General features: G+C 70.4%; 25 protein-coding genes. 12 read left to right on the plus strand and 13 right to left on the minus strand.

The window, feature by feature from the left end:
- The first annotated feature begins 23 nt into the window (after positions 1 to 23).
- The 3 genes from ADL03_RS32495 (at position 24) to dnaN (ending at position 2,798) form a co-directional block, all read left to right on the plus strand.
- On the plus strand, positions 24 to 815 hold the full coding sequence (locus ADL03_RS32495) for an NUDIX domain-containing protein (protein WP_053737417.1): 792 nt from the start codon (positions 24 to 26) through the stop codon (positions 813 to 815).
- Positions 815 to 1,624: an MBL fold metallo-hydrolase gene (locus ADL03_RS32500; RefSeq protein WP_053737418.1), complete on the plus strand. Its 810-nt coding sequence runs from the start codon at positions 815 to 817 to the stop codon at positions 1,622 to 1,624. The genes ADL03_RS32495 and ADL03_RS32500 overlap by 1 nt, the downstream gene beginning before the upstream one ends.
- 79 nt (positions 1,625 to 1,703) lie before the next feature.
- On the plus strand, positions 1,704 to 2,798 hold the full coding sequence (gene dnaN, locus ADL03_RS32505) for a DNA polymerase III subunit beta (RefSeq protein ID WP_053737419.1): 1,095 nt from the start codon (positions 1,704 to 1,706) through the stop codon (positions 2,796 to 2,798).
- Between the two features lie 337 nt (positions 2,799 to 3,135).
- On the opposite strand, the gene ADL03_RS32510 is transcribed toward dnaN, so the two are convergent.
- The 3 genes from ADL03_RS32510 to ADL03_RS32520 form a co-directional block, all read right to left on the minus strand.
- Entirely contained in the window at positions 3,136 to 4,389 is a 1,254-nt protein-coding gene (locus ADL03_RS32510) for an MFS transporter (protein ID WP_053737420.1), read from the minus strand.
- Between the two features lie 395 nt (positions 4,390 to 4,784).
- Positions 4,785 to 5,459 carry a Crp/Fnr family transcriptional regulator gene (locus ADL03_RS32515; protein WP_030469453.1) on the minus strand — a complete coding sequence of 225 codons (675 nt, stop codon included), beginning with the start codon at positions 5,457 to 5,459 and terminating at the stop codon, positions 4,785 to 4,787.
- A gap of 207 nt (positions 5,460 to 5,666) precedes the next feature.
- Positions 5,667 to 5,906 (minus strand): hypothetical protein, encoded by a 240-nt coding sequence (locus tag ADL03_RS32520; RefSeq protein WP_053737421.1) that lies wholly within the window; start codon positions 5,904 to 5,906, stop codon positions 5,667 to 5,669.
- 136 nt (positions 5,907 to 6,042) lie between these two features.
- Between ADL03_RS32520 and nth the strand changes: the two genes are divergently transcribed.
- From nth to ADL03_RS32540, 4 genes are read left to right on the plus strand one after another with little or no spacing between them, the layout of a single operon-like run.
- Positions 6,043 to 6,750, plus strand: coding sequence for an endonuclease III (gene nth, locus ADL03_RS32525; RefSeq protein WP_053737422.1), 708 nt, complete (start codon positions 6,043 to 6,045; stop codon positions 6,748 to 6,750).
- Positions 6,747 to 7,310 (plus strand): TlpA disulfide reductase family protein, encoded by a 564-nt coding sequence (locus ADL03_RS32530; RefSeq protein ID WP_053737423.1) that lies wholly within the window; start codon positions 6,747 to 6,749, stop codon positions 7,308 to 7,310. Before nth ends, ADL03_RS32530 begins: the two co-directional genes overlap by 4 nt.
- Complete coding sequence (locus ADL03_RS32535; RefSeq protein WP_053737424.1) at positions 7,307 to 7,978, plus strand: CoA pyrophosphatase; 672 nt, start codon at positions 7,307 to 7,309, stop codon at positions 7,976 to 7,978. The genes ADL03_RS32530 and ADL03_RS32535 overlap by 4 nt, the downstream gene beginning before the upstream one ends.
- 15 nt (positions 7,979 to 7,993) lie before the next feature.
- The gene (locus tag ADL03_RS32540; protein WP_053737425.1) at positions 7,994 to 9,181 is read left to right on the plus strand and encodes a MarP family serine protease; all 1,188 of its coding nucleotides are present in this window, start codon (positions 7,994 to 7,996) and stop codon (positions 9,179 to 9,181) included.
- Positions 9,182 to 9,186: 5 nt separating this feature from the next.
- Here the strand turns inward: ADL03_RS32540 and ADL03_RS32545 are convergent, their stop codons facing one another.
- The gene (locus tag ADL03_RS32545) at positions 9,187 to 9,885 is read right to left on the minus strand and encodes a TetR/AcrR family transcriptional regulator (protein WP_082373658.1); all 699 of its coding nucleotides are present in this window, start codon (positions 9,883 to 9,885) and stop codon (positions 9,187 to 9,189) included.
- Between the two features lie 69 nt (positions 9,886 to 9,954).
- On the opposite strand from ADL03_RS32545, the gene ADL03_RS32550 reads away from it, so the two are divergent.
- The gene (locus ADL03_RS32550) at positions 9,955 to 11,439 is read left to right on the plus strand and encodes an FAD-dependent monooxygenase (protein ID WP_053737427.1); all 1,485 of its coding nucleotides are present in this window, start codon (positions 9,955 to 9,957) and stop codon (positions 11,437 to 11,439) included.
- Here ADL03_RS32550 and ADL03_RS32555 read toward each other — a convergent pair.
- The 4 genes from ADL03_RS32555 to acs all read right to left on the minus strand — a co-directional run bounded on the left by ADL03_RS32555 (position 11,411) and on the right by acs (position 16,045).
- Positions 11,411 to 12,304, minus strand: a complete 894-nt coding sequence (locus ADL03_RS32555) for an alpha/beta fold hydrolase (RefSeq protein ID WP_231642574.1) — start codon at positions 12,302 to 12,304, stop codon at positions 11,411 to 11,413. The genes ADL03_RS32550 and ADL03_RS32555 overlap by 29 nt on opposite strands.
- Before the next feature lie 20 nt (positions 12,305 to 12,324).
- Positions 12,325 to 12,780, minus strand: coding sequence for a phage holin family protein (locus tag ADL03_RS32560; protein ID WP_053737428.1), 456 nt, complete (start codon positions 12,778 to 12,780; stop codon positions 12,325 to 12,327).
- Positions 12,777 to 13,934, minus strand: a complete 1,158-nt coding sequence (gene nhaA / locus ADL03_RS32565; protein ID WP_053737429.1) for a Na+/H+ antiporter NhaA — start codon at positions 13,932 to 13,934, stop codon at positions 12,777 to 12,779. Before nhaA ends, ADL03_RS32560 begins: the two co-directional genes overlap by 4 nt.
- A 128-nt stretch (positions 13,935 to 14,062) precedes the next feature.
- Positions 14,063 to 16,045: an acetate--CoA ligase gene (acs, locus tag ADL03_RS32570; RefSeq protein ID WP_053737430.1), complete on the minus strand. Its 1,983-nt coding sequence runs from the start codon at positions 16,043 to 16,045 to the stop codon at positions 14,063 to 14,065.
- Positions 16,046 to 16,302: 257 nt separating this feature from the next.
- Here acs and ADL03_RS32575 point away from each other — a divergent pair, with 257 nt between their 5' ends.
- Positions 16,303 to 17,031: a hypothetical protein gene (locus ADL03_RS32575; RefSeq protein WP_053737431.1), complete on the plus strand. Its 729-nt coding sequence runs from the start codon at positions 16,303 to 16,305 to the stop codon at positions 17,029 to 17,031.
- Here the strand turns inward: ADL03_RS32575 and kynU are convergent.
- Both kynU and ADL03_RS32585 read right to left on the minus strand, forming a co-directional pair.
- Positions 17,021 to 18,121: a kynureninase gene (gene kynU, locus ADL03_RS32580; protein ID WP_197288837.1), complete on the minus strand. Its 1,101-nt coding sequence runs from the start codon at positions 18,119 to 18,121 to the stop codon at positions 17,021 to 17,023. The genes ADL03_RS32575 and kynU overlap by 11 nt on opposite strands.
- Positions 18,118 to 18,933, minus strand: coding sequence for a tryptophan 2,3-dioxygenase (locus ADL03_RS32585; RefSeq protein ID WP_053737433.1), 816 nt, complete (start codon positions 18,931 to 18,933; stop codon positions 18,118 to 18,120). The genes kynU and ADL03_RS32585 overlap by 4 nt, the downstream gene beginning before the upstream one ends.
- Positions 18,934 to 19,038: 105 nt before the next feature.
- On the opposite strand from ADL03_RS32585, the gene ADL03_RS32590 reads away from it, so the two are divergent.
- Positions 19,039 to 19,479, plus strand: a complete 441-nt coding sequence (locus tag ADL03_RS32590) for an Lrp/AsnC family transcriptional regulator (RefSeq protein ID WP_197288838.1) — start codon at positions 19,039 to 19,041, stop codon at positions 19,477 to 19,479.
- Positions 19,455 to 19,967: a hypothetical protein gene (locus ADL03_RS32595; protein ID WP_053737434.1), complete on the plus strand. Its 513-nt coding sequence runs from the start codon at positions 19,455 to 19,457 to the stop codon at positions 19,965 to 19,967. The genes ADL03_RS32590 and ADL03_RS32595 overlap by 25 nt, the downstream gene beginning before the upstream one ends.
- Before the next feature lie 213 nt (positions 19,968 to 20,180).
- On the opposite strand, the gene ADL03_RS32600 is transcribed toward ADL03_RS32595, so the two are convergent.
- A complete protein-coding gene (locus tag ADL03_RS32600; RefSeq protein ID WP_053737435.1) occupies positions 20,181 to 21,092 on the minus strand; it encodes a sigma-70 family RNA polymerase sigma factor in 912 nt (303 codons plus the stop codon).
- Between the two features lie 3 nt (positions 21,093 to 21,095).
- Complete coding sequence (locus tag ADL03_RS32605; RefSeq protein ID WP_157529535.1) at positions 21,096 to 21,329, minus strand: hypothetical protein; 234 nt, start codon at positions 21,327 to 21,329, stop codon at positions 21,096 to 21,098.
- A gap of 877 nt (positions 21,330 to 22,206) precedes the next feature.
- Here ADL03_RS32605 and ADL03_RS32610 point away from each other — a divergent pair.
- Complete coding sequence (locus ADL03_RS32610; RefSeq protein ID WP_053737437.1) at positions 22,207 to 22,521, plus strand: hypothetical protein; 315 nt, start codon at positions 22,207 to 22,209, stop codon at positions 22,519 to 22,521.
- Between the two features lie 134 nt (positions 22,522 to 22,655).
- Here the strand turns inward: ADL03_RS32610 and ADL03_RS32615 are convergent, their stop codons facing one another.
- Entirely contained in the window at positions 22,656 to 23,534 is an 879-nt protein-coding gene (locus ADL03_RS32615) for an N-acetylmuramic acid 6-phosphate etherase (protein WP_197288839.1), read from the minus strand.
- Positions 23,535 to 23,546: the final 12 nt, after the last annotated feature.

Here is a 23,546-nt window from a genome sequence, read left to right on the forward strand (position 1 = left end):
TAGCGCGGTCGTACGCTCGGAGGATGCCCGAGGACATGACCTTGCCGGGAAACCTGGTACCCGCCGCGCCGGTCGCCCAACCCGTCGAGCCCCGTGACGCGGTCACCGTGGTGTTGCTGAGGGACGGTTCCGCCGGTGTGGAGGCGTTCCTGCTGCGGCGCGTGAAGGGGATGGCGTTCGCGGGCGGCATGACCGTGTTCCCCGGCGGAGGCGTGGACTCGCGTGACGCGGACACCTCGGTCGCCTGGGCCGGTCCGCCGCCGTCGTGGTGGGGATCGGTGTTCGGCGTGGACGAGGGCCTCGCGCGGGCGTTCGTGTGCGCGGCCGTGCGGGAGACGTTCGAGGAGTCCGGCGTGCTGCTGGCGGGACCGTCGGCGACGACCGTCGTCGCGGACGCCTCCGTGTACGCCGAGGCGCGGCAGGCGCTGGTCGACCGGGACGTGTCGCTGGCGGAGTTCCTCGCCTCCGCGGGCCTGGTGCTGCGGGCGGACCTGCTGCGGCCGTGGGCCAACTGGGTCACGCCCCACGAGGAACCCCGGCGCTACGACACCCGGTTCTTCGTGGCGGCCCTGCCCACCGGCCAGCACGCCGATGGTGCCACGACCGAGGCGTCCGACGCGGCCTGGCAGACGCCCGCCGAGGCCATCCAGGACGCCGAGGAGGGCCGCCGCATGCTCATGCCGCCGACCTGGCGGACGCTGGACGAGATCGGTGCCCTCGGGTCGGTCCCGGCGGTCATGGCCGCCGAACGCAGCGTCTCGAAGATCATCCCGAAGCTGGTGCGCGACGGTGACGTCATCCGGGTGGTGATCTGATGAGCGGGTCCCCGCTGATCGGAGCCCGTGCCGCGCACCCGCTGTACGGGCAGCTGCGCCAGGTCACCGAGCACGCGGCCGTGCTGCTGGCCGACAACCCGTCGCCGATGACGCTGGACGGCACCAACACGTGGCTGCTGAAGGCACCGGACGCCGAGTCGTACGTGGTGGTCGACCCCGGACCGGCCGACCCGGTGCACCTGGAGCGCATCGCGTCCGCCGGCCCGGTCTCGGAGATCCTGCTGACGCACGGCCACCCCGACCACTCCGAGGGCGCGCGCTCGTTCGGTGAGCTCGTCGGGGCGCCGGTGCGCGCGCTCGACCCGACGTTCGTCTTCGGTTCCGAGGGCCTGGTCGACGGTGACGTGGTCACCAGCTCCGGCCTGGAGCTCCGCGTGCTCGGCACCCCCGGCCACACCAGCGACTCGCTGTGCTTCGTGCTCGCCGGCGAGGCCGTGCTGACCGGCGACACCGTGCTGGGCCGCGGCACCACGATCGTCGCCCACCCGGACGGCAGGCTCGGCGACTACTTCGAGTCGTTGCGGCTGCTGGCCGACCTGCCCCCGGACACCGCCGTGCTGCCCGGCCACGGCCCCGAGCTCGCCGACGCCGGCGAGGCCGCGCGCGCCTACCTCGCGCACCGGTTGCAACGCCTCGACCAGGTCCGCCGCGCCGTGGCGTCGCTGGGCGGCTCGGCCACACCCCGCCAGGTGGTGGAGATCGTCTACGCCGACGTGGACCGGGTGCTGTGGCCCGCGGCGGAGTGGTCGGTGCGCGCGCAGCTCGAATACCTGCGCACCGAGGCCTGACCAGCGCTCGGCCGTCGCTCCACCGGCCTGCGGGCCGAGCGCGCGAAAATTGTCAGGGGTGCCCGCTAGCGTCCTGACCATGGACCTCACCGCCACCACAGCCGACCTGGCCGGCGCCGTCGCCGAGGTGGCACGGCTGCTGCCCACCCGCGTGCTCGACCCCGTGCTCGCGGGCGTCCGGCTGCGCGCCGGCGCCACCGGCGTGGAGGTCGCGGGCAGCGACCACGAGCACGCCGTGAGCCTGACGAAGCCCGCGACCGCGCACACCGAGGGGGAGGTGCTGGCGCCCGCCAAGGCCCTGGCCGCCACCCTGCAGGCCCTCGACGAGCCCCAGGTCCGCCTGCGCGTCGAAGGCTCCCGCCTCGCGGTCCGCACCGACCGGGCCCGGTTCGCCCTGCCCCTGCTCGACCTGCACGACCACCCCGGCATCCCGGTCCTGCCCACGCTCCAGGGCACCGTCGCCGCCGACCACCTGCGCGTCATCGCCGCGGTCGCCGGCGCCGCCTCGAAGGACGACGCACTGCCGATCTTCACCGGCATCCGCATCCAGTCCGACGACCAGCACCTGCACGTCATGGCCACCGACCGCTACCGCATGGCCTACGCCAGGCTCCCGTGGCACTCCCAGGGCACCATCGACGTCCTGGTCCCCGCCAAGGCCCTGGCCGAAGCCGCCCGCCAGTCCCAGGGCACCGTCGCCCTGCACGCCGACACCGACCGCATCGGCCTCGCCTGGCACCACAACTCCATCTCCACCGCACTCCTGGCCGCCCCGTTCCCGGACGACCGAGCGCGCCGACTTCTGGAGACCACCATCGACAGCACAGTGCTGGTAGACGCCGACGCCCTGGCCCGCGCCGTCCGCCGCGCCACCCCCTACGGCGGCCCCCACCAGGCCGTCACCATCCAGGTCGAGGACAGCGAACTGCGCGTCAAGAGCAGCGACCCGACCTCCGGCGAAGCCGAGGAGTTCGTCAAGGCCACGGTGGAAGGCGACCGCCTCACCAAAACCTTCCAGGCCCGCTACCTCGCCGACGCCCTGAAAGCCTTCGCCGGCCGCCGCATCGAGCTCCGCATCCAGGACGGCCTCCGCTCCACCGTCCTCACCTCCCCGCCCGGCGAGGACGGCGTGGAACTCACCTACCTGGTCGTTCCGATGCGCTCGGTGGCCTGACCTTCCGCGCCCGGCGCCTCGGGAACGTGGCCACGAAGCCGCCCGGCGACCGCACACGTTCGGAAGGTCGGGAAGCCGGGTGCTCCGGGATGCCGTCGCCGGTAGGCGCGGGTACGCCGCTTTGATCCCGCGACCTCGCCGGTCGGCGCGGGTGCGCCGCACCGATTCCGCGACCGACACGCGACAGCCGCGACAGCCGCGTGGAAGAGCGAAAGGCACGCCGTTGGTCACGGCGTGCCTTTCGACGTTCAACCCGGCGACTCGACCGGCCCTGCGATCCGGCCGGCTTCAGCCGGACTCGATCGATCCCGGTCTGGTCGGGCCAGGCCCACCAGCCCTACCGGGCGGCGAGCTCCATCTCCGACCGCGCCGGCAGCGACTCCCCGGCAGGCACGCCACGCCGCACGGTCGCCCGCAGCAGCCACACCGCCAGCGCGATCACCAGCCCGGCCACCCCGGCCGCGAAGAACGCAGGTCGGGTGCCGAAGTGTTCGATCAGCTGGCCGGAGAGGCCCTGGCCGAGCGCGAGGCCGACGGTCACCGAGGTGATCACCCAGCCGAACGCTTCCGCGGCCATGCCGTTGGGCGTGACCTGTTCGATCGCGGCGGAGTGCGCGGTCGACTGCGGGGTGATCAGGGTGCCGACCACGAACAGCGCGATGCCGAGGCCGACCAGGGTGGCGGGGATCGCCAGGAGCAGGGACAGCAGGCCGAAGCCGCCGAGCAGCACCGGCAGGCGCAGGTGCATGGGGCGCGGCCACGGGCGCATGCCGTACAGCACGCCGAAGATCACCGAGCTGATCGACCACAGCGACAGCATCAGGCCGCCCATGGAGGCGTGGCCCTCGGCCTTGGCGAACGCGGGGACGGCGACCTCGACGAAACCGATCGTCACGCCGAAGCCGAGGGCGGCCAGGGCCACCGTGCGCATGCCGGGGTACGCGAACGCGCCGAGCAGGGGGCGCGGGGTCGCGGCGACGGCGCCCCAGGCGCGGACGACCGGGTTGAAGGCGAACCACAGGGCGCCGATGACCATCAGCACCGCGCCGACGACCACGCCGGTGCCTGCCCACGGGGCGGCCAGCAGCAGGCCCGCGAGGCCGGGGCCGAGGATGAAGAAGACCTCCATCGAGATCGACTCGTAGGCGTAGGCGGCCATCCTGGTCGGGCCGCTCGGGAGCATCCGCTCCCACAGCGCCCGTGACGCCGAGCCGACCATCGGTTCGGTCGCGCCGACGCCGAGGGCAAGCGGGACCAGCGTGAACACCGGGGCGCCCGCCTCGACGGCGATCACCGAGGCCGTGACGAAAAGGGTGAACAGAGCGGTGACCGCCGCCAGCGGGCGGGTGGGACCGAAGCGGTCCATCAGCCTGCCCTGGACGACCGAGCCCATCGCCACGCCGACCAGCGCCGCCGCCGACACCAGGCCGGCGGCCGCGAACGAACCCGTGGCGCGCTCGACGTAGAGCAGCAGCGAGAGCCCGACCATCGCGATGGGGAGGCGGGCGAGCAGGGAGGCGACCACGGGGCCGCGCATGCCGGGGGTCGTCAGGGCAGCTCGGTAGTCGGAGAGACGGGCAGAGTGGGACATGTGTACCAGTATGCCAAACCTGGTACGGAAGTACCAGTTTGGGGTGCGCAGAGTCACCGTCGTTGCGATTGGGTCACGACAATGGGATGACCGGGTGAAACATGCGGGAAAAACCACCCGGACGAGGTTCTTGGGAGTGAAAAAGCTTGGGTTCCACGGTGGGGGCCGTGCGAAAGTTGACTCATCGATCGAGACCAACCTCTGGCCAGAGGGTCGGGGCCTGCGCGCCAGAGGGTGGAGGGCACGGTTCGTCGGGGGATGGGCCGTGCAACGCAAAGGACCGGTGCGCCACGTCGGGGGTGGCGCCCGGTCCTTTGTGCTCGGTCAGCGGTTTGCCCGAAGGGGCGAACGGCAGCCCGTCGGGTCCACCGAAGCGGACCCGGCGGGGTCAAGTGCTAGCGGGCGCGGCGCGCGAGGCGCTCCGGGTCCAGGATCAGCACGCTCTTGCCCTCCAGGCGCAGCCAGCCGCGGTGCGCGAAGTCGGCCAGGGCCTTGTTCACGGTCTCGCGGGACGCGCCGACGAACTGAGCGATCTCCTCCTGCGTCAGGTCGTGCGTGACGCGGAGCAGACCGGCCTCCTGCGAGCCGAAGCGCTGTGCGAGCTGCAGCAACGCCTTGGCCACACGGCCCGGTACGTCCGTGAAGATCAGGTCGGCCAGCATCGAGTTCGTCCGGCGCAGCCTGCGGGCCAGGGCCCTCAGCAGCTGCTCGGCGATCTCCGGCCGGTTGGTGATCCACTGCCGGAGCGCGGGGCGGTCCATGGACACCGCGCGCACCTCGGTCACCGTCGTCGCGGTCGACGTGCGGGGGCCGGGGTCGAAAATGGACAGTTCACCGAACATGTCGGAAGGTCCGAAGATCCCCAACAGGTTCTCGCGGCCGTCCGGCGACTTGCGGCCGATCTTCACCTTGCCGGACTGGATGATGTACAGCCGGTCGCCCGGCTCACCCTCCGCGAAGATCACATGGCCACGCGGGAACTCCACCGTCTCCAGGGTCTGCGCCAGCGCCTCTGCGGCTGCCGGGTCAACTCCCTGGAAGATGCCCGCTCGCGCCAGGGTCTCGTCCACCTCGTCCCTCCTAATCGACGCGACGGCACGCCTACCACCTTCTTTGGTGGAGTCAGCGCCGTGCCGCCGATCACTGCGTTGCAGTCTAAGGGCTGCGTTGTGGATCGCCGCTCGGCTCGCCGTCTTGGCGGGAACAACGCGACTGACTCGATCCAGAGCCCAACGAGCCAGTCTACGCCATTCGGGTGCCTGCTCGGCACCCGACCGCTAGCGCACGCGCCTGCGCACGCTGCCGCGACCGCGGCGACGCAGCCGGAACAGCTCCAGCGCGCGTCCGATGCCGTGTCCGTAGAGCGCCTTGACCTCGTCGGGCCGGGCGGACTCCAGGAACTCCTCGACCTCGTTCTCCTGCACGGCGACGTGCCGGAGCCTCGCTTCGACGCGCTCCATGAAGAGCGCGAAGAACATGATCACGATGGGGACGACGATCACAAACCAGGCAGTCATGATGCTCCGCAGTCTGGCGCATGTGCGATTCGAGTACGCGTATAGGGGGTGCTTCCGGCGTGTTGACTACGCTGAATCAGTGCCCGCAGCCAAGAAACCGGAAACCAAGCTCGGCTTGACCCGCAGGGCCCGCCGGATGGTGCGCATGCTTGCCGAGGGATACCCCGACGCCCACTGCGAGCTGGACTTCACCACGCCGCTGGAGCTGGTCGTGGCGGTCGTCCTGTCCGCGCAGTGCACCGACAAGAAGGTCAACGAGGTCACCCCCGCGCTCTTCGCGAAGTACCCGACGGCCGCCGACTACGCCGGCGCGGACCGGGTGGAGCTCGAAGAGATGATCCGCCCGACCGGTTTCTACCGGAACAAGGCGACGTCTCTCCTGGGTCTCGGTGCCGCTCTTGTGGAGCAGCACGACGGTGTGGTCCCCGGCAGCATGGAGGAGCTGGTCAAGCTCCCCGGTGTAGGACGCAAGACGGCCAACGTGGTTCTCGGCAACGCCTTCGATGTGCCGGGGCTCACAGTCGACACCCACTTCGGCCGGCTCGTGCGCCGCTGGGGGTGGACGGAGGAAGAGGACGCCGTCAAGGTCGAGTACGCCATCGCCGAGCTGGTCGAGAAGCGCGACTGGACCATGGCCTCGCACTGGATCGTCTTCCACGGCCGCCGCGTCTGCCACGCCAAGACCCCGGCCTGTGGCGCCTGCCTGCTGATGAAGGAGTGCCCGTCGTACGGCCTGGGGCCGGAGGACCCGGTCAAGGCCGCGAAGCTCGTGAAGGGTGACGAGAAGCCGCACCTCCTCGAGCTCGCCGACCGGGTCCGCGCAGGTGAGAAGCTGGTGGGGTGAGCAACCGCACCCGCTGGCTGGTCCTCGTGCTCGTCCTCGGCGTCGCCGGTGTCGTGGCGCTGTGGCCACGCGACCAGGCACGGGACGAACCCGTGCGGTCGAACCGCCCGTCGCAGGACGTGGTGGCGTTGCGCGCGCAAGCCCAGCTACGGCCGTGTGTACCTGGTGGTGAGGGTGGCGTCGGCGTGACGTGCCTCGGTGACGGCACCCGTACGGACCTCGCGCTGAAAGGGCCGCTCCTGATCAACTTCTGGGCGACGTGGTGCCAGCCGTGCCAGAAGGAGCTGCCGGTGCTGGATGCCTACGCGAAGCAACCAGGTGCCGTCCCGGTCGTCCCAGTTCTCGTGGAGAGCACGGAGGCCGACGGCCTGGAGCTGCTCGCCAGGCTGGGCGTGCGGCTGCCCTCCGTCCACGACGGGGCGGACGAGCTGCGCAAGCGGGTCAAGGCGCCGATAACGCTGCCGGCCACGTATTACATATCAGCGGACGGCGCGGTCCGTCAGGTCACGGACCCGCCGGTGTTCACGGCGCCCGAGCAGGTGGAGAAGGCGGTGCGATGAACGGGGCAACCGAGCTGGGAGCGACCGAGCTGCCGGACTGGATGCAGCGTCTCGTCAAGGCGACCGAGGAGATCGACGCCGGCACGTTCACCCGGATCAAGGTGCCGGCGTCCGGCGGCAGGCCGGCGTCGGTGCTGATCCTCTTCGGCGACAACGAGGACCACGGCCCGGACGTCCTGCTGCTGCGCCGCGCGGACACGCTGGGCTCCCACCCCGGCCAGGTCGCGTTCCCCGGTGGTGCCGCCGACCCGACCGACGACGGACCGGTGGCCACGGCATTACGCGAGGCTTACGAGGAGACCGGTGTACTTGGGTCAGGAGTGAGACCACTGACCGTGATGCCGGAGCTGTACGTGCCGGTGTCGGGTTTCGTGGTCACCCCCGTGCTCGCCTACTGGGAACAGCCGAGCCCCGTCGCCCCCGTCGACTCGGCGGAGACCGCCGCCGTCGCGCGGGTGCCGGTCGCGCACCTCGCCGACCCTGCCAACAGGTTCCGGGTGCGCCACCCCGCGGGCTACGTCGGAGCGGCCTTCTCCGCACCGGGCATGCTGGTGTGGGGTTTCACCGCGGGACTGCTGAACGGCCTGATCGCACTCGGTGGCTGGGAACAGCCGTGGGATGCGACCGATGTGCGTGACCTTGAACTAGCGTTGCGCGCTACACAGTGAGGCGGAGGTAGTCGGTTGAACTGGGTTGACCTGCTCGTGCTGGGCCTCGCCGCGATCGCCGCGGTGTCGGGGGCCAGGCAGGGCATGGTCGTCGCGCTACCCGCGTTCGTCGGTGTGCTCGTCGGCCTGATCCTCGGCACCCAGATCGCACCGCTGCTCGTGTCCCAGTTCGAGAACGTGGTGACCAAGGTCGTCTTCGCCGTGGGCATCGTCGTGCTGCTGGTCGCGCTTGGCGAGACGATCGGTGTCTACATAGGCCGCACGATCAAGGCGCGGGTCAACGCCTCCCCGTTGCGCGGCGCGGACAACGCGCTGGGCGCCATCGTGCAGGGCATCGTCGTCTTCGTCGTGGCCTGGATGATCGCGCTGCCGCTCACGTCGGTCGTGGGCCTGCCCGACCTGACGTCCTCGCTGCGCCAGTCGGTGATCCTCGGCAAGGTCAACGAGACCATGCCGCAGGCCGCCCGCGTGCTGTCCGACGACCTGCAGAAGCTCTTCGACGTCTCGGGCTTCCCGCAGGCGATGGACCCGTTCAACCGCACGCCGCTCAAGGAGGTCAGCCCGCCCAACGGCGAGCTGGCCAACTCCCCGGCCGCCAGCCGGCTGCGCTCCTCGGTCCTGAAGGTCCGCGGCCGCGCACCCTCCTGCTCCCGCGCGCTGGAGGGCACCGGCTTCGTCATCGCCCCCGAGCGCGTGTTGACCAACGCCCACGTCGTCGCCGGCACCAACGAGGTCACCGTCGAGGTCGGCCGCGGCCAGTTCGACGCCACGGTCGTGCACTACGACCCCAAGGTCGACATCGCCATCCTCGCGGTCCCCGACCTCGAGGCCACGCCGCTGCAGTTCCGCTCCGACGAGGTCCAGGCCGGTGAGGACGGCATCGTCCTCGGCTACCCCCTCGACGGCCCGTACAAGGCCTCGCCCGCCCGTGTCCGCGAGCGCATCCCGTTGTTGCGTGGCCCGGACATCTACGACGCCCAGACGGTCACCCGCGACGTCTACACCGTGCGTGCCGAGGTCCGCTCCGGCAACTCCGGCGGCCCGTTGGTCGACCCGAGCGGCCGGGTGATGGGTGTGGTGTTCGGTGCCGCGGTCGACGACCCGGAGACCGGGTTCGTGCTCACGGCGCAGCAGGTGCAGGCGATGGTGCAGAAGGCGCCGACGCTGACCCGCCGCGCGTCGACCCAGGGCTGCGCCTCCTAGCAGCCCTACCGGAGCCCGTGCCGGGCCGCGACGCCGTCCAGGACGTAGTCGAGGCCCAGCTCGAACACCTCCGCGGGCTCGTGGTCGCGCGACTCGAACATCACCCTGCCCAGCACCGGGAAGCGGCCGGTGGCGAGCATCCGCCGCATGTACGGCCCGGACGCCCGCTGCCACTGCTCCTCGGTCATGCCGCTCGACCGTTCCGCGCGCAGCTCGGTGATCTCACGGCGCACGGCACCGTAGACGTACGCCATCACCGTGCCGGTCACGCCGAGCACCTGGTCGATGTCCTCGAACCGGACCGTGGCGAGCGTGGTCTCCATGTGCACGAGCGCGTTCGGGCCCTGGTGCGGGCGGCCGCTGAGCAGGTCGATGAACCACTCGTGCCGCTTCGCCGCGTCCCGGATGCTGTGCGCGACGTGCCGGAGCCCGGTGCGCCAGTCGGCTGACGGGTCCGGCGGCGTGATCTCGCCGTAGACCTCGTCGACCATGAGGTCGAGCAGTTCGTCCTTGGTCTCGATGTAGCCGTAGAGGCGCATCGGGCCGGCGTTCAGCGCCGAGGCGACCTTGCGCAGCGACACCTCGTCGAGGCCGCCCTCGTCCGCGAGCTGAACGGCGGTGCGCACGATCAGTTCGCGGCTGAGCGGCACGGGCGAGGGCCTGCTCGGGGGCTCTGGACGGTCCCAGACGGGTGCGTTGGACATCGGACTGGACGATACACCGTCTCATGGCGATACAGTGTATTGAGAGATACGGCGTATCGGGAGGATGCGATGAGGTCTTCGGTGCTGGTGGTCGGGGGAGGGCTGGCGGGGACGTCGGCCGCGTTGTTCCTGGCGTGGCAAGGGGTGGCGGTGACGCTGGTGGAGAAGCATCCGGGCAGCTCACCGCACCCGCGGGCGGTCGGGTTCACCGCGCGGACGGGGGAGCTGCTGCGTGCGGCCGGGCTGGAGGGCGGGCTGCCGCCGAGCCGGGTGTCGAAGGGCTTCGGCATCCGGCGGGTGCGCGTCGCGAGCCTGGTCGGGGAGCGGTTCGAGGAGACCTTCTGGTCGCCGCCCGCCGAGCAGTCGCAGATCGAGTACTCGCCGGCCAAGGGCGTCGGGGTGGCCCAGGACCGGATGGAGCCGCTGCTGCGGGACAAGGCCCGCGAGTACGGCGCGGACATCCGCATGAGCACCCGGATGCTGGAGTTCTCCCAGGACGACGACGGTGTCACGGCGGTCGTCCAGGGCGACGGCGAGCCGTACGAGATCCGCGCCGACTACCTCGTCGCGGCGGACGGGCACCGCAGCCCGGTCCGCGAGGCGCTCGGCATCACCCGCAGCGGCCGCGGCTACATGCACACCTCGCGCAGCGTGCTGTTCCGCGCGCCGCTGGACGAGTACCTGAAGGACGGGATCGGGCAGTTCATCGTCGACGGCGTCGGGTTCCTGACCACCTACGGCGACGGCCGCTGGGTCCTGATGCTCGAAGACCGCGAGTACGACGAGCCCGAGCTGCGGGCGAAGATCTTCCAGGCCATCGGCCGTGACGACCTGGACGTCGAGATCATCACCACCGGCCGCTGGACGATCTCGGCCGCCGTCGCCGACCGGTTCTCGGCCGGCCGGGTCTTCCTGGCCGGCGACGCCGCGCACACGCTGCCGCCCAGCCGCGGCGGGTTCGGGGCGAACGTCGGCATCGAGGACGCGTACAACCTCGCGTGGAAGCTCGCCGCCGTGCTGGGCGGCGAGTCACGTCCGTCCCTGCTGGACACCTACGACGCGGAACGGCGCCCGGTCGCGTTGCTGTGCCACCAGCAGATCTTCGCGCGCAACGACGGCCACAACCGCGACGGTCAGCCGGAGGACGCGCCGCTGATCGACAACAACGCGATGCACTACGGCGTCCTCTACCGCTCGGACGCGGTCATCGGCGCGGGCCCGGAACTGCCGCCGGCGCAGCGCCCCGAGCAGTGGAACGGCCAGCCGGGCACCCGCGCCCCGCACGTGTGGCTCGAACCGGGCAAGTCCACGTTGGACCTGTTCCACCGCGGCTGGGTGCTCGTCGCCGACCATCCACAGTGGGAGGAGGCGGCCGCACCGCTCGGGATCCGCTACGAGCGGGTCGAGCCGCTGGACGCGTTCGGGCTGACCGCGAAGGGCGCCTCGCTCGTCCGCCCCGACGGCTACCTCGCCTGGCGGTCGACCGACCTGCCGGACGCCCCGGCGGCGGTGCTCGCGGAGGCGTTCAGGAGGACTTCCGCAGGAACTCGGTGAGCAACTTGCTCGTGGTGTGGGGCGCCTCCTGGTTCGGGAAGTGCCCCACCTCGGGCAGCGAGCGGAACTCGGAGCCGGGACCGAGCCAGGGAGCCGACGCCCGCGCGGTCGACTCCAGCATCACCGGGTCCAGCGCGCCGTGGACCTGCAGCACCGGCACGTGCAGCGGCTTGTCGACGGCCTCGGCGAACCGGCGCCCATCGCTGCGCAGCTGGGAACGCACGGCCCAGCGGTAGTACTCCATCGCGCTGTGGGCCACGCCCTGCACCAGCACCGCCTGCCGGCACCGGCGGATGACCTCGTCGAACTCCGGCGCCGACCGGTACTTCGGACCGGACCACGACGACAGCAGCTTGGCGACCTGCAGGCCGTTCTCCCTGGTCAGCCACCGTTCCGGGTAGAGGGGGAGCTGGAACCGCAGCACGTGGGGGTTCAGCCGCGAGGGCCGGCGGAACGTGCGGCGCAACGCCAGCGGGTGCGGTGCCGACAGCGTGGACACCGACGACACCAGCCGCGGGTGCATCGCACCGGCCGTCCACGCCAGCAGGCCGCCCCAGGCGTGACCCACCAGGTGCGCGCGCTGGGCACCGAGGGCCTTGACCAGACCCGCGACATCACCCGCCAGGGTGAAGCCGTCGTACCCGCGCGGGGGTTTGTCCGAGTCGCCGTAGCCGCGCAGGTCGACGGCCACGGCGCGGTAGCCGGCCTCGGCGAGCGCGGTCAGCTGGTGCCGCCACGACCACCAGAACTCGGGGAACCCGTGCAGCAGCAGCACGAGGGGTCCCTCGCCGAGCTCGGCGACGTGGAGGCGGATGCCGTTGGCCGAGACGTCGCGGTGCGTCCACGGCCCCGCGACCCGCACCACGGACGGGTCGGGTTTGCGGCTCAGTTGTCGTCGCCCCTGCCGTGGGAGTCGCGGTTGCGCAGCGCGGCCACGGTGTCCTTGGCGGCCGCGATCGACTTCTCCGGTGCCCTGATCTTGCGGACCTTGCGGTAGCCGAGGAACGCGAACAGGCCCGCGGTCAGCAGCATCAGGCCGAACACGATGCCGAAGCCGGCCGAGTACCACCAGCCGAAGATCTCCGACACGAGGAACCCGAGCGCCATGAACAGGAAGAAGAGGCTGAACAGCAACACCGTCAGCGCGACGATGAAGAAGACGCTGCCCTTCAGGCCCTTCTTGATCTCGGCCGCGATCTCGCCCTTGGCGAGCTCGACCTCCGCTCTGACCAAAGTCGACACGTGGGCGGTCGCGTCGCGGACCAGGCCGCCGATCGAGGCCTCGGCCGCGGGGTCGTCAGCGGTCAGCGGAATCGACGCGATGTGCTCCCTGGTGGTCACCCGGACATGGTGCCATGTGCCCGGCTGCGGCGAATGAGCAACACCGCCGCGAGCAGCGACGCGATCATCGAGGCGAGCAGGACGGCGGCCTTCGCGGTCTCCGGCTCCGGCAGCGACAGCTCCGCGATCAGCAGGCTGACGGTGAACCCGACCCCGCCCAGCGTCGCCACCGCCACGATGTCGCGCGGCCCCGCACCCGACGGCCACACCGCCACCTTGAACCACACCGCGAGCGCCGACGCCCCGACGATCCCGATCACCTTGCCGACGACCAGCCCCACCATCACACCGATCGCGATCTTGTCGGCGAACAGCTTCCCGAGCGCCTCCGCGCCCACCGGCACACCCGCCGCGAACAGCGCGAACACCGGCACCGCCACCCCGGCCGACCACGGCTGCAGCCGGTGTTCGAGCCGCACGGCCGGCGCGTGCTGCTCGTACGGGTCGCGCCGCACCCGCGTGAGCAACGCCAGCGCGACCCCCGCGATCGTCGCGTGGATGCCCGACTCGTGCATGAACCACCAGGTGGCCAGCGCGATCGGCACGTAGATCAACGGTGTGGTGATCCTCCTGCGCTGGAGGAACCAGTACAGCACCAGCAACGCCACCACGGCACCGGCCGCGAGCAGGTTGAACTTCGCCGTGAACAGGATCGCGATCACCACGATCGCGCCCAGGTCGTCGACCACCGCCAGCGACAGCAGGAAGACCCGCAGGCTCGACGGCAGCCCCGACGCGGTCAGCGCCAGCACCCCGAGCGCGAACGCGATGTCCGTCGCCACCGGGATCGCCCACGCCTTCTCGATCCCCGGCTGCCCCCAGCCGATCGACAACGCCACCAGCGCCGGCACGATCATGCCGCCGACCGCCGCGACGACCGGCAGGATCGCGGCCTTGAGCTCCGAGAGCTCCCCGACGACCAGCTCGCGTTTCAGCTCGAGCCCGGCCACGAAGAAGAAGATCGCCAGCAGGCCGTCCTTCGCCCAGTCACCCACCGACAACGGTCCCAGGTGCAGGTCGCGCAGTCCGAAGTAGGCGGGCGACCACGGTGAGTTGGCCCACAGCAACGCGATCGCCGTGGCGCCGAGCAGCACGGTGCCACCGACGGTCTCGGTGCGGAGGTAACGGGCGAAGTCAGCGATCTTGCTCGACACGGGTCTCCCAGGGCGGTCAGCAGGTACGGCGAATACTCGTGCCGACCAGACTTCCCGGCTCACCCTGACGCAACCTTAACGCGAACGGGCGCCCTCGAACGAGGACGCCCGTCACGTTCAGCCCGGATTCAGTCCTCGGACTTGCCCGACTGCAGGCCCGCCGAGATCAGGTCCATCACCGACGAGTCGGCCAGCGTCGTCACGTCGCCGACCGCGCGGTTCTCCGCCACGTCGCGCAGCAGGCGGCGCATGATCTTGCCCGAGCGCGTCTTCGGCAGCTCCGGCACGACCATGATCTGCCGCGGCTTCGCGATGGGGCCGATCTCCTTGGCCACGTGGTCGCGCAGCGCCTTGATCGCCTCGGCACCACCGGCGTCGGCACCCGCGCCACCGCGCAGGATCACGAACGCCACGATGCCCTGGCCGGTGGTGTCGTCGGACGCGCCGACGACGGCCGCCTCGGCCACGGTCGGGTGCGAGACCAGCGCGGACTCGACCTCGGTCGTGGAGATGCGGTGACCCGACACGTTCATCACGTCGTCGACGCGGCCGAGCAGCCACAGGTCGCCGTCGCTGTCGTACTTCGCGCCGTCACCGGCGAAGTAGAAGCCCTGGTCGGCGAACCGCGACCAGTACGTGTCGCGGTAGCGCTCCTCGTCGCCCCAGATGCCGCGCAGCATCGACGGCCACGGCTCGTCGAGCACCAGGTAGCCACCGCCGCCGTGCTCGACCTCGACACCCTCGTCGTTGACGACCTTCGCACCGATGCCGGGCAGCGGGCGCTGCGCCGAACCGGGCTTGGTCGACACCACACCCGGCAGCGGCGAGATCATGATCGCGCCGGTCTCGGTCTGCCACCACGTGTCCACGATCGGGGCCTTGCCGCCGCCGACGTTGTCGCGGTACCAGATCCACGCCTCGGGGTTGATCGGCTCGCCGACCGAACCGAGCACGCGCAGCGACGACAGGTCGTACCTGGCCGGGATGTCCGCGCCCCACTTCATGAAGGTGCGGATCAGCGTCGGCGCCGTGTAGTAGATCGAGACGCCGTACTTCTGCACGATCTCCCAGTGGCGGCCCTCGTGCGGGGTGTTCGGCGTGCCCTCGTAGACGACCTGCGTCACGCGGTTCGACAGCGGGCCGTAGACGATGTAGCTGTGGCCGGTGACCCAGCCGATGTCCGCGGTGCACCAGTAGACGTCGGTGTCCGGCTTGAGGTCGAACACGTTGTAGTGCGTGTACGACGCCTGCGTGAGGTAGCCGCCGGACGTGTGCAGGATGCCCTTCGGCTTCCCCGTGGTGCCCGAGGTGTAGAGGATGAAGAGCGGGTGCTCGGAGTCGAACGCCTCGGGGGTGTGCTGGTCGGACTGCGCGTCCACCAGCTCGTGCCACCACACGTCCCGGTCGGTCCACGCGACCTCGGTGTCGGTCCGCTTGACGACGATGACCTTCTCCACCGACGGCGCGTCCGCGACGGCCTCGTCGACGGCCGGCTTGAGCGGGGCCGGGTTGCCGCGGCGGTACTGGCCGTCGGTCGTGATCACGAGCCGGCACTCGGAGTCCTGGATGCGGGTGCGCAGCGCCTCGGCGGAGAAGCCGCCGAACACGACGTTGTGCAGCGCGCCGACACGGGCGCACGCGAGCATCGCGAAGATCGCCTCGGGCACCATCGGCATGTAGATCGCGACGCGGTCCTGCGCGCCGATCCCCAGCGAGGTCAACGCGTTCGCGGCCTTGGAGACCTCGCGCTGCAGCTCGGCGTAGGTGATGGCGCGGGAGTCGCCGGGCTCGCCCTCCCAGTGGATCGCGACCTGGTCACCGTGGCCGGACTCGACGTGCCGGTCCACGCAGTTGTAGGCGACGTTGAGCTTGCCGCCCACGAACCACCGGGCGAACGGAGCGTTCGACCAGTCCAGCACCTGGTCCCACTTCGTCTCCCAGTGCAGCCGCTCCGCCTGCTTCGCCCAGAACGCCTCGCGGTCCGCCTTCGCCTCCTCGTACAGCTCGGGCTGGGCGTTCGCCTGTGCCGCGAACTCCTCGGAAGGCGGGAACGTCCTGCTCTCCGTGAGCAGGTTGTCCAAGGCTTGGCCCTGGCCTGGCGACTGCGTCATGGTGCGAGACCTCCTGGAAAGTCCAGACCGGTTGGGGATCGGGTACTGACCGTAGTGCGAGCCAGTTCACTCCAACAGGCTCCTCCCCCGAAAGGTTCAGACCAATCTTGGGAGGTTGGTTACACGGCTGACATTGTGTAACCCGTTTTGTCTGTTCCAGGCACGTGCGGCGCGTTGAACGGGCGGAGTTGCGCGCTCAGCGGTCCGCCCAGTGAGCTGGGTCACGCGTTTCACCTGGTCAGGTACTCTGCGCGACCGTGACCGATCCCCTCGCCCCGCTGCTTTCCCTGCCCGGTGTGGCAGACGCCGCGAACGCCGCCAAGGACGCCGTCTTCCAGGTGCACCGCCACCGGGTGAACCTGCGCGGCTGGGCGACGACGGCGGCGGAGGCGTCCGTCCGCGCCGCCCGCGCGTCGGCGGCGCTGGAGGGCGGTCCGACCGAGATCCCCGAGTCCGGCGAGGTGTCGGACCCGGTGCTGGCCGGGTCGTTGCGGATCGCGGAGGCGCTGGGCGGGCTGGTCGCGGTCTGGCAGCGCGCACCGTCGCAGGCGCTGGCACGGTTGCACGTCCTCGCCGCCGCGGACCTCACGACCGAGGTCGGTCGGCCGCGGGTGTCACAGGACGTGTCGCAGCGGCTCGACCTGCTCGGCTCGCTCGTCACCGGCGGCACGTCGGTGCCCGCTCCGGTGCTCGTCGCCGTCGTGCACGGCGAGCTGCTCGGCCTGGCGCCGTTCGACGTCGCGAACGGCGTGGTGGCCCGTGCCGCCGCCCGGCTCACGTCGATCTCCACCGGCCTGGACCCCAAGGGGCTGGGCGTGCCGGAGGTGCACTGCCTGCGCAGGTCGGCCGAGTACGAGGCCGCCTCCGTGGCGTTCGCGTCGGGGGAGCTGGACGGCCTGGCCCAGTGGATCCTGTTCGTCTGCGCCGCACTGGAGTCGGGCGCCCGCGAGGCGAAGAGCATCGCGGACGCCGCGCTCACCGGATGATCTCGGCCAGCACCTCCGCGGCCGTGACCGCGTCCTCGTCGGTCACGTAGAGCGGCGCGAACCCGAACCGCAGGACGTCCGGCGGCCGGTGGTCGCCGATGACGCCCCGCGCGATCAGCTCGTCCATCACGGCCCTGGCGTCCGGGCAGCGCACGGAGATCTGGTTGCCGCGCCGCTCCGGCGTGATCACCTCCAGGTCCGTGAGCTCCTGGACGCGCTCGCGGAACAACGCCGTCAGCGCCAGCCCGCGCTCGCGCAGCTCGGCCAGGTCGACGTCGTCCCACACGTCCAGTGCCGCGTCCAGCGCCAGCATGGACAGGATGTCCGGCGTGCCGACCCGTGCGCGGACGATGCCGGGATCCGGCTCGTAGGACGGCCGCATGCCGAACGGCTCGCGGTGCCCGTTCCAGCCCGACAGCGGGTTCTCGAACGACGCCTGCCTCGCGTGCGGCACGTAGATGAACGCGGGCGATCCGGGACCACCGTTGAGGAACTTGTAGGTGCAGCCGACCGCGAAGTCGACGCCGAGCGCGTCCAGCTCGATCGGCAGCACACCCGCGCTGTGGCAGAGGTCCCACACCACCTGCGCGCCGGCGGCGTGCGCCTGCTCGGTCAGCGCGCGCATGTCCTGCAGCTCGCCGGTGCGGTAGTCCACGTGGTTGAGCAGCACCACCGCGGTGTCCTCGGTGAGCTCCAAAGAGGACGGACGTGCCGCGCGGATCTTCAACCCCGTCAACGAGGCCACGGACTGCGCGATGTACCCGTCGGTCGGGAACGTCGACTCGTCGCACACGATCTCGGTGCGCTCGGTGTCCTTCACCGCGCCCATCAACGCCTTGAAGACGTTGACCGACGTCGAGTCGCCGACCACGACCTGCCCGGCGGCCGCCCCGAGCAACCGGCCGACGCGGTCGCCGATCCGTTGCGGCGCCTCCCACCAGCCCTCGGACCACGACCGGATCAGCCGCTCACCCCACTGGCGGCGCACGACGTCCTGCACCCGCTCGGCGACGTGCTTCGGTGGCGCGCCGAGGGAGTTGCCGTCGAGGTAGATGACGCCTTCGGGGATGTCGAACAGCTCCCGCTTCACACGAAGCTCCTGGCGGTCCACAGTTCCGGGAACACCGCTCGCTGGGTGCGCTTCTCCAGCCACGCCACACCGGCGGACCCGCCCGTGCCGGTCTTCGCGCCCATCGACCGGCGGGTCGCGAGCAGGTGGTCGTACCGCCAGCGCGCGAACTCCTCGGCGATGTCGGTCAGCGCCTCGCCCAGCTCCAGCAGGTCGCGGTCGTCGCCGCGGTAGATCGCCGCCCACACCTGCTCGACCTCGGCCGACGGCTCGTAGGCCTTCGTGAGGTCGCGGTCGAGGACGGCCTGCGGGATGTCGAAGCCCCTGCGCTTCAACGCGGCCAGCACGTCGTCGTACAGCGAGGGCTTCGCGAGCGACTCCTCCAGCTGCGCGTGCATCGCCGGCACCGCACGGTGCGGCACCAGCATCGACGCGGACTTCTCGCCGAGCAGGAACTCCATCTCGCGGTACATGCCGGACTGGAAGCCCGAGCCCTCGCCGAGCGCGTCGCGGAACGAGTTGAACTCCGTCGGCGTCATCCGCGCGATCGGCCGCCACGCCGCGGACAGCGCCTGCAGGTGCAGGTCGGAGCGCCGCAGCGTGCGGACCGCGGCACGCAGGTCGTCGGCGCGCAGCTCGGTCTGGGCCTGGCGCCACTCGAAGCAGAGCAGGCCGAAGTACAGCTCCATCACCTGCGTGATGACCAGGAACGACATTTCACGGGGATCTTTGGACCACTGCTGTTGAAGGGTGTGCAGCACCGACGCGTGCACGTAGTCCTCGTACGGCGTGGTGCCGCCGAAATCCAGCTTGGGGGACACGGGGCAGCTCATGGGTCAATCCTGGCCCGAACCGCTGCTCACCTGAATGGATGACCAAAGGCGTTCGGCGCGAATCTCTTCCGAACGCAAAACGTTCGGCCGAGTAGCTTTGCGTTCATGTTGGACGAGGTGGACAAGGCCCTGTTGGAGGCGCTCCAAGAGGACGCGCGCCTGTCGTACAACGAGCTCGCGCGCCGCGTCCACGTGTCGCCGCCGACGGTTGCGCAGCGCGTGCGCCGGTTGGAGAACATGGGTGCGATCACCGGCTATCGCGCCGTGGTCGATCCCACGGTCGTGGGACGCCCGGTCGTGGCGTTGGTGCGGATGAAGTGTTACGGCCCGCGCTGCATCACCGTGCACCCCGAGCTGCTCGACGACCTGCCGGAGGTGGTCGAGGTCGTCCGGCTCACCGGTGACATCTGCTCGGTGGTGAAGGTCGTCACCACGTCGATCCTGGAGCTGGAACGCCTGCTCGTCCGGTTGGCGTCGCACGGTGAGACGTCCAGCGCGATGGTGCTGTCGACGCCGATCCCGTGGCGCCCGGTGCTGCCGGGATAGCCTGCCGCACCTCGCTCGGTCCGCTGTTCGCCGGGGACCTCACCGCTCGACCCACCGCTCCGGGGCACAACCGAGGAGCCCTCGATGCCGTCCCGCAGTCCGCCCAGCTGGCGGAGGCCACGCTGCACGCGGTCGGCGCCGCCATCGGCAAGATCAGTGGGCTGTTCTACGAACGCATGTTCGCCGAGCACCCGGTCCTGCCGCAGATCAGGTTCAACCGCGCCGACCAGGCCAACGGCACTCAGGCGCGGGCGCTGGCGGGCTCGATCGCGGTCTTCGCGTCCGGCCTGCTCGCCGGACAGCGGCCCAACGCGATGCTGCGCCGCGTCGCGCACCGGCACGTCTCGGTCGGCGTCACGTCCGGCCAGTACGCGCTCGTGCATGAGCACATGCTCGCCGCGGCCGCCGAGGTCCTGGACATGACGCCGGTGGCTGATGCCCGACGCGCTGATCGCGCTGGAGCGGGTGCTGCCCAAGGGGCAGTGTGACCACCGGGTAGGTGTCCGGCGGGTTGCACGGTCACAGCGGGTCAGGACGTCGGCAGGGGTTGCCGCGATGCGGTTGTGTTGTGCGAGCTGGTGATGCCTCTGCAGAGCTCGACCGCGGCTGTGGCGGCGATGCCGGAACGTCGGCTCTGGTGGTGCGCGCAGTGGGCGCCACCGGAGCCGACGTTCGGCAACATCAACTAGTGCGATGCCGCGTCATGCCGCGCGTGCGGCTCGGATCTGATCGACCAACGAGTTTCTGCTGATACCGAGCCGTTTCGCAAGGTCCGTGAGCCCCAGGGAGACGTGCACCCTGGCGCACCCTGGCGTGATGCGGAGTTCTCCGGCGATCTCGTAGGGCATGAGGCCACGGTAGATGTAGCGCTCCAGGACTTCGCGCCGCCGGTTGGACAGGCTTCCCAGTTGCTGGTCGAAGTTCATCGACGCTGTGATCGATGACTTCGCAGGTACGCGCGGAGGTGTGAGTTTTGCCTGGGCACGCACCTCAGCAGCCACTTCGGGCAGCTGGAGCGCGAGTCGTGACGCCGCCACCCTCAAGTAGCCCCTGACGGTGATGCGGCTGATGCGCATGAGGTCTGCTGCTTCGCCGGCAGTCAGGCCTTCGTCCATGATCAGAATCAGGATTTCGCGAGCACCTGGCGGCAACCGCTCGACTGCCTCACGAAGCGCGATCGAGTCGGCGATTCGCGAGCTGTGGTCGTGCAGTGGGGGAGTCACCTCCTCCAGGGCAGACCTGACTCCTACCGGAATCGGGTCCCGCCCCCGCTTTTCGGCTCGCATGGCCGCCCGCCAAGCTGTGGTGTACAGCCACGGGAGGGTGGACCTGACGTCGATTATCCGGTGGAACCCCTCCCACGCGGCGACGAAGGCCTCCTGCGCGGCATCTTCCGCTGCCTCCGCGCGGAAGCCTTTTCCCATCACGTGAGCGACGACGCGGGAGTGGCACCTCTCGAAGATCAACTCGAAGGCGCGCTGCGAGACGGCCGGCTTGGCCGTCAACCTGAAGACGCGAACGAGGTCGGCAAGATCCAGGTCGGCAAGCTGCTCTAGGGATCTTGAGGAGGGAGCCGCCCCCTTGGGGGCGGGCGGCTCATCCTGTGGCAGCACGGCTCAGGCCTTCGCGATCATGTTGACGATCGCGAGCGGGATGATCACTACGAGGAGCTTGGTGACTTGCTCGGGCGTCCACATCGCCTGGAAGGCCATGTAGACGACGAAAATCCACGGTGCCTGGCTGAGTAGCTGCTTGGAGAGGGCCGGCATGACGGCCTGCCCCGGCTGAGGCAGCCGCTGGATGTTGGTCTGGCCGCTCACCTGGGCAGGCGGGAACCACGGTGCGGACATCTCTAACTCCTCGCTGACGGAGTCCCCGGCGGGGCCCCCTGTGGCCGCCGAACCTGCGAGCCCGGACTGCATCCCCGCCAAGAGATCGGTCCGAACACCCTGTTCCGCGTAACGGAACATTTTGCCCTAGTGCTTGCCCGGATGGACAACCCGGGGAGCAATAGTCGCACGCCTTACACGCGAGTTAACGCCAGCGTCTGCAAGTATAACGAATGGGTAACGGCAGGATTTTTATGCAAACGGGCGTTAAAGTGCTGTGACCACGTACACACCCCTTTAACGCTTGAACGGTACAGTGCGGGTACTCTCATTGCGTGAGGGGCGCAAAGACATCCGCCTCTTCGCCTAGAGCGGGAACTAACTCCCCCGCTGATGGGGTCCCGCCGCCGTGCATCCCCGCCAAGAGATCGAGGCGGCGGGTCCTCCCTTCAAGGTCGAGTGTGACTCAAATAACTCTTCGTCGGCGCGTGTCGGGCATCTCATTGAAGATCGCACGCCGCCTTTCGCGGCTGCCTTTCATATAGCCGTACGTACGTTTTGTTTCCCATGGGTCCTGAGAGCCAATCTCTATCCGACCGCTAGAAGTAATTGAGCTTGCCTAAGGGAAAGTTCGAGTCGCAATCACTTAGTCGAGCGGCCGTGGGGGCGATGTGGCGGTAGTTACTGCCTGCCCTGTCTATGCCGCGGCGAGTGTGGTGGTGCAACTCGCCGGACAGTCCCGCGCCGCCACGTGCCGTCGCGACTCCTCGCCGTCGTTCATCGCTGTGCTGGATAGTCCCCACCGGGTGATCGCCCGGTTCCAGGAGACCGACGACGTGGTGACCTTCGTGGTCGGGCCGGTCGACGGCCCGGTGTCACCGGCCAGGCCGGTCAGTACGTGTCGGGCTATCTGCACGACCGTGCGCCGGGCGGCAGCACCCTGCGGCTGAGCCGGCCGGCCGGGGACGTGACGCTCAAGCCCGGTGACGGCCCTGTGCTGTTCGCGTCGGCCGACATCGGGTGCACGCCGATGATCGCGATGCTCGCCGAGCTGGCCGCCACCGGATCGCCGCGGCAGGTCGTCGCGGTGCACGCGGACCGCGACCAGCTCAGCCACCCGTTCCGCGCCGGGCTCGCCCAGCTCGTGGCCAAGCTCGACAACGCGCGGGCGCACGTCTTCTACGAGCGGCCGATCGGCGAGTGGCCGACCTGAGCGGCGTCGACGTGCCCGTGCACGCCACCGCCTACCTGTGCGGACCGGTGCCGTTCCTGCGCTCGGCACGGGCCCAGCTGCTCGCCGCGGGCGTCACGGACATCCGCTACGAGGTGTTCGGGCCGGACGTCGGGTCAGCCGGCCAGCCGGTCCAGTGCGTCGCGGACGTGGCCCTTGGCGTCCTCCAGCGCGGCGGCCGCGCGTTCGGTCGGCACCCCGGACAGCAGGTGCACCAGCGCCACCTTGAGGTCACCCGACGAGTCCGCGAGCGCCCGTTCGCAGTCCTGCTCCGGCAGGCCGGTGGCCTCGTGCAGGATCCGGATCGTGCGTCCGCGCAGCTTGGCGTTGGTGGCGCGCATGCTGACCATCAGGTTCGAGTAGGTGCGGCCGAGCTTGATCATCACGGCCGTCGAGAACGAGGTCAGCACCAGCTTCTGCGCCGAGCCCGCCTTCATCCGCGTCGAGCCGGCGATGGCCTCCGGGCCGGTGTCCAGCGCCACGAGCACGTCCGGCGTGATCGGCACCGAGGCGTTGTTCGAGATCAGCACCGTGCGGGCGCCAAGCGCTTGCGCCTCCTGCAGCGCGCCGATCACGAACGGCGTGCGCCCGGACGCGGTCACGCCCACGACCAGGTCGCCCGCGGCCGCGTGCCGCTGGATGACGGCGGCGCCGGAGTGGTCCTCGACCTCCTCGACCGCGCGGACCAGTGCCTCCGGACCGCCGGCGTGGTGGGCGACGAACCAGTCGGACGGCACGTTGAACGTGGGCACCAGCTCGGCGGCGTCCAGCGTGGCCAGCCGCCCGGACGTGCCGGCGCCGACGTAGTGGACGCGGCCGCCGGAGGAGATCGCCGTGACGCCGAGGTCGACCGCGCGGGCCAGCTCCGGCAGTGCCGCGGCGACCGCGTCGGGCACCGTCCGGTCCTCGGCGTTGATCATCCGCAGCACGTCGATCGTGGGGACCCGGTCGATGTCGGCCGTGCGGGGGTTCCGGCCTTCGGTCGGAGACTCCACGCGCACCACCAC

It is taken from the genome of Nocardia sp. NRRL S-836, assembly GCF_001279525.1.
Taxonomy (GTDB): domain Bacteria; phylum Actinomycetota; class Actinomycetes; order Mycobacteriales; family Pseudonocardiaceae; genus Lentzea.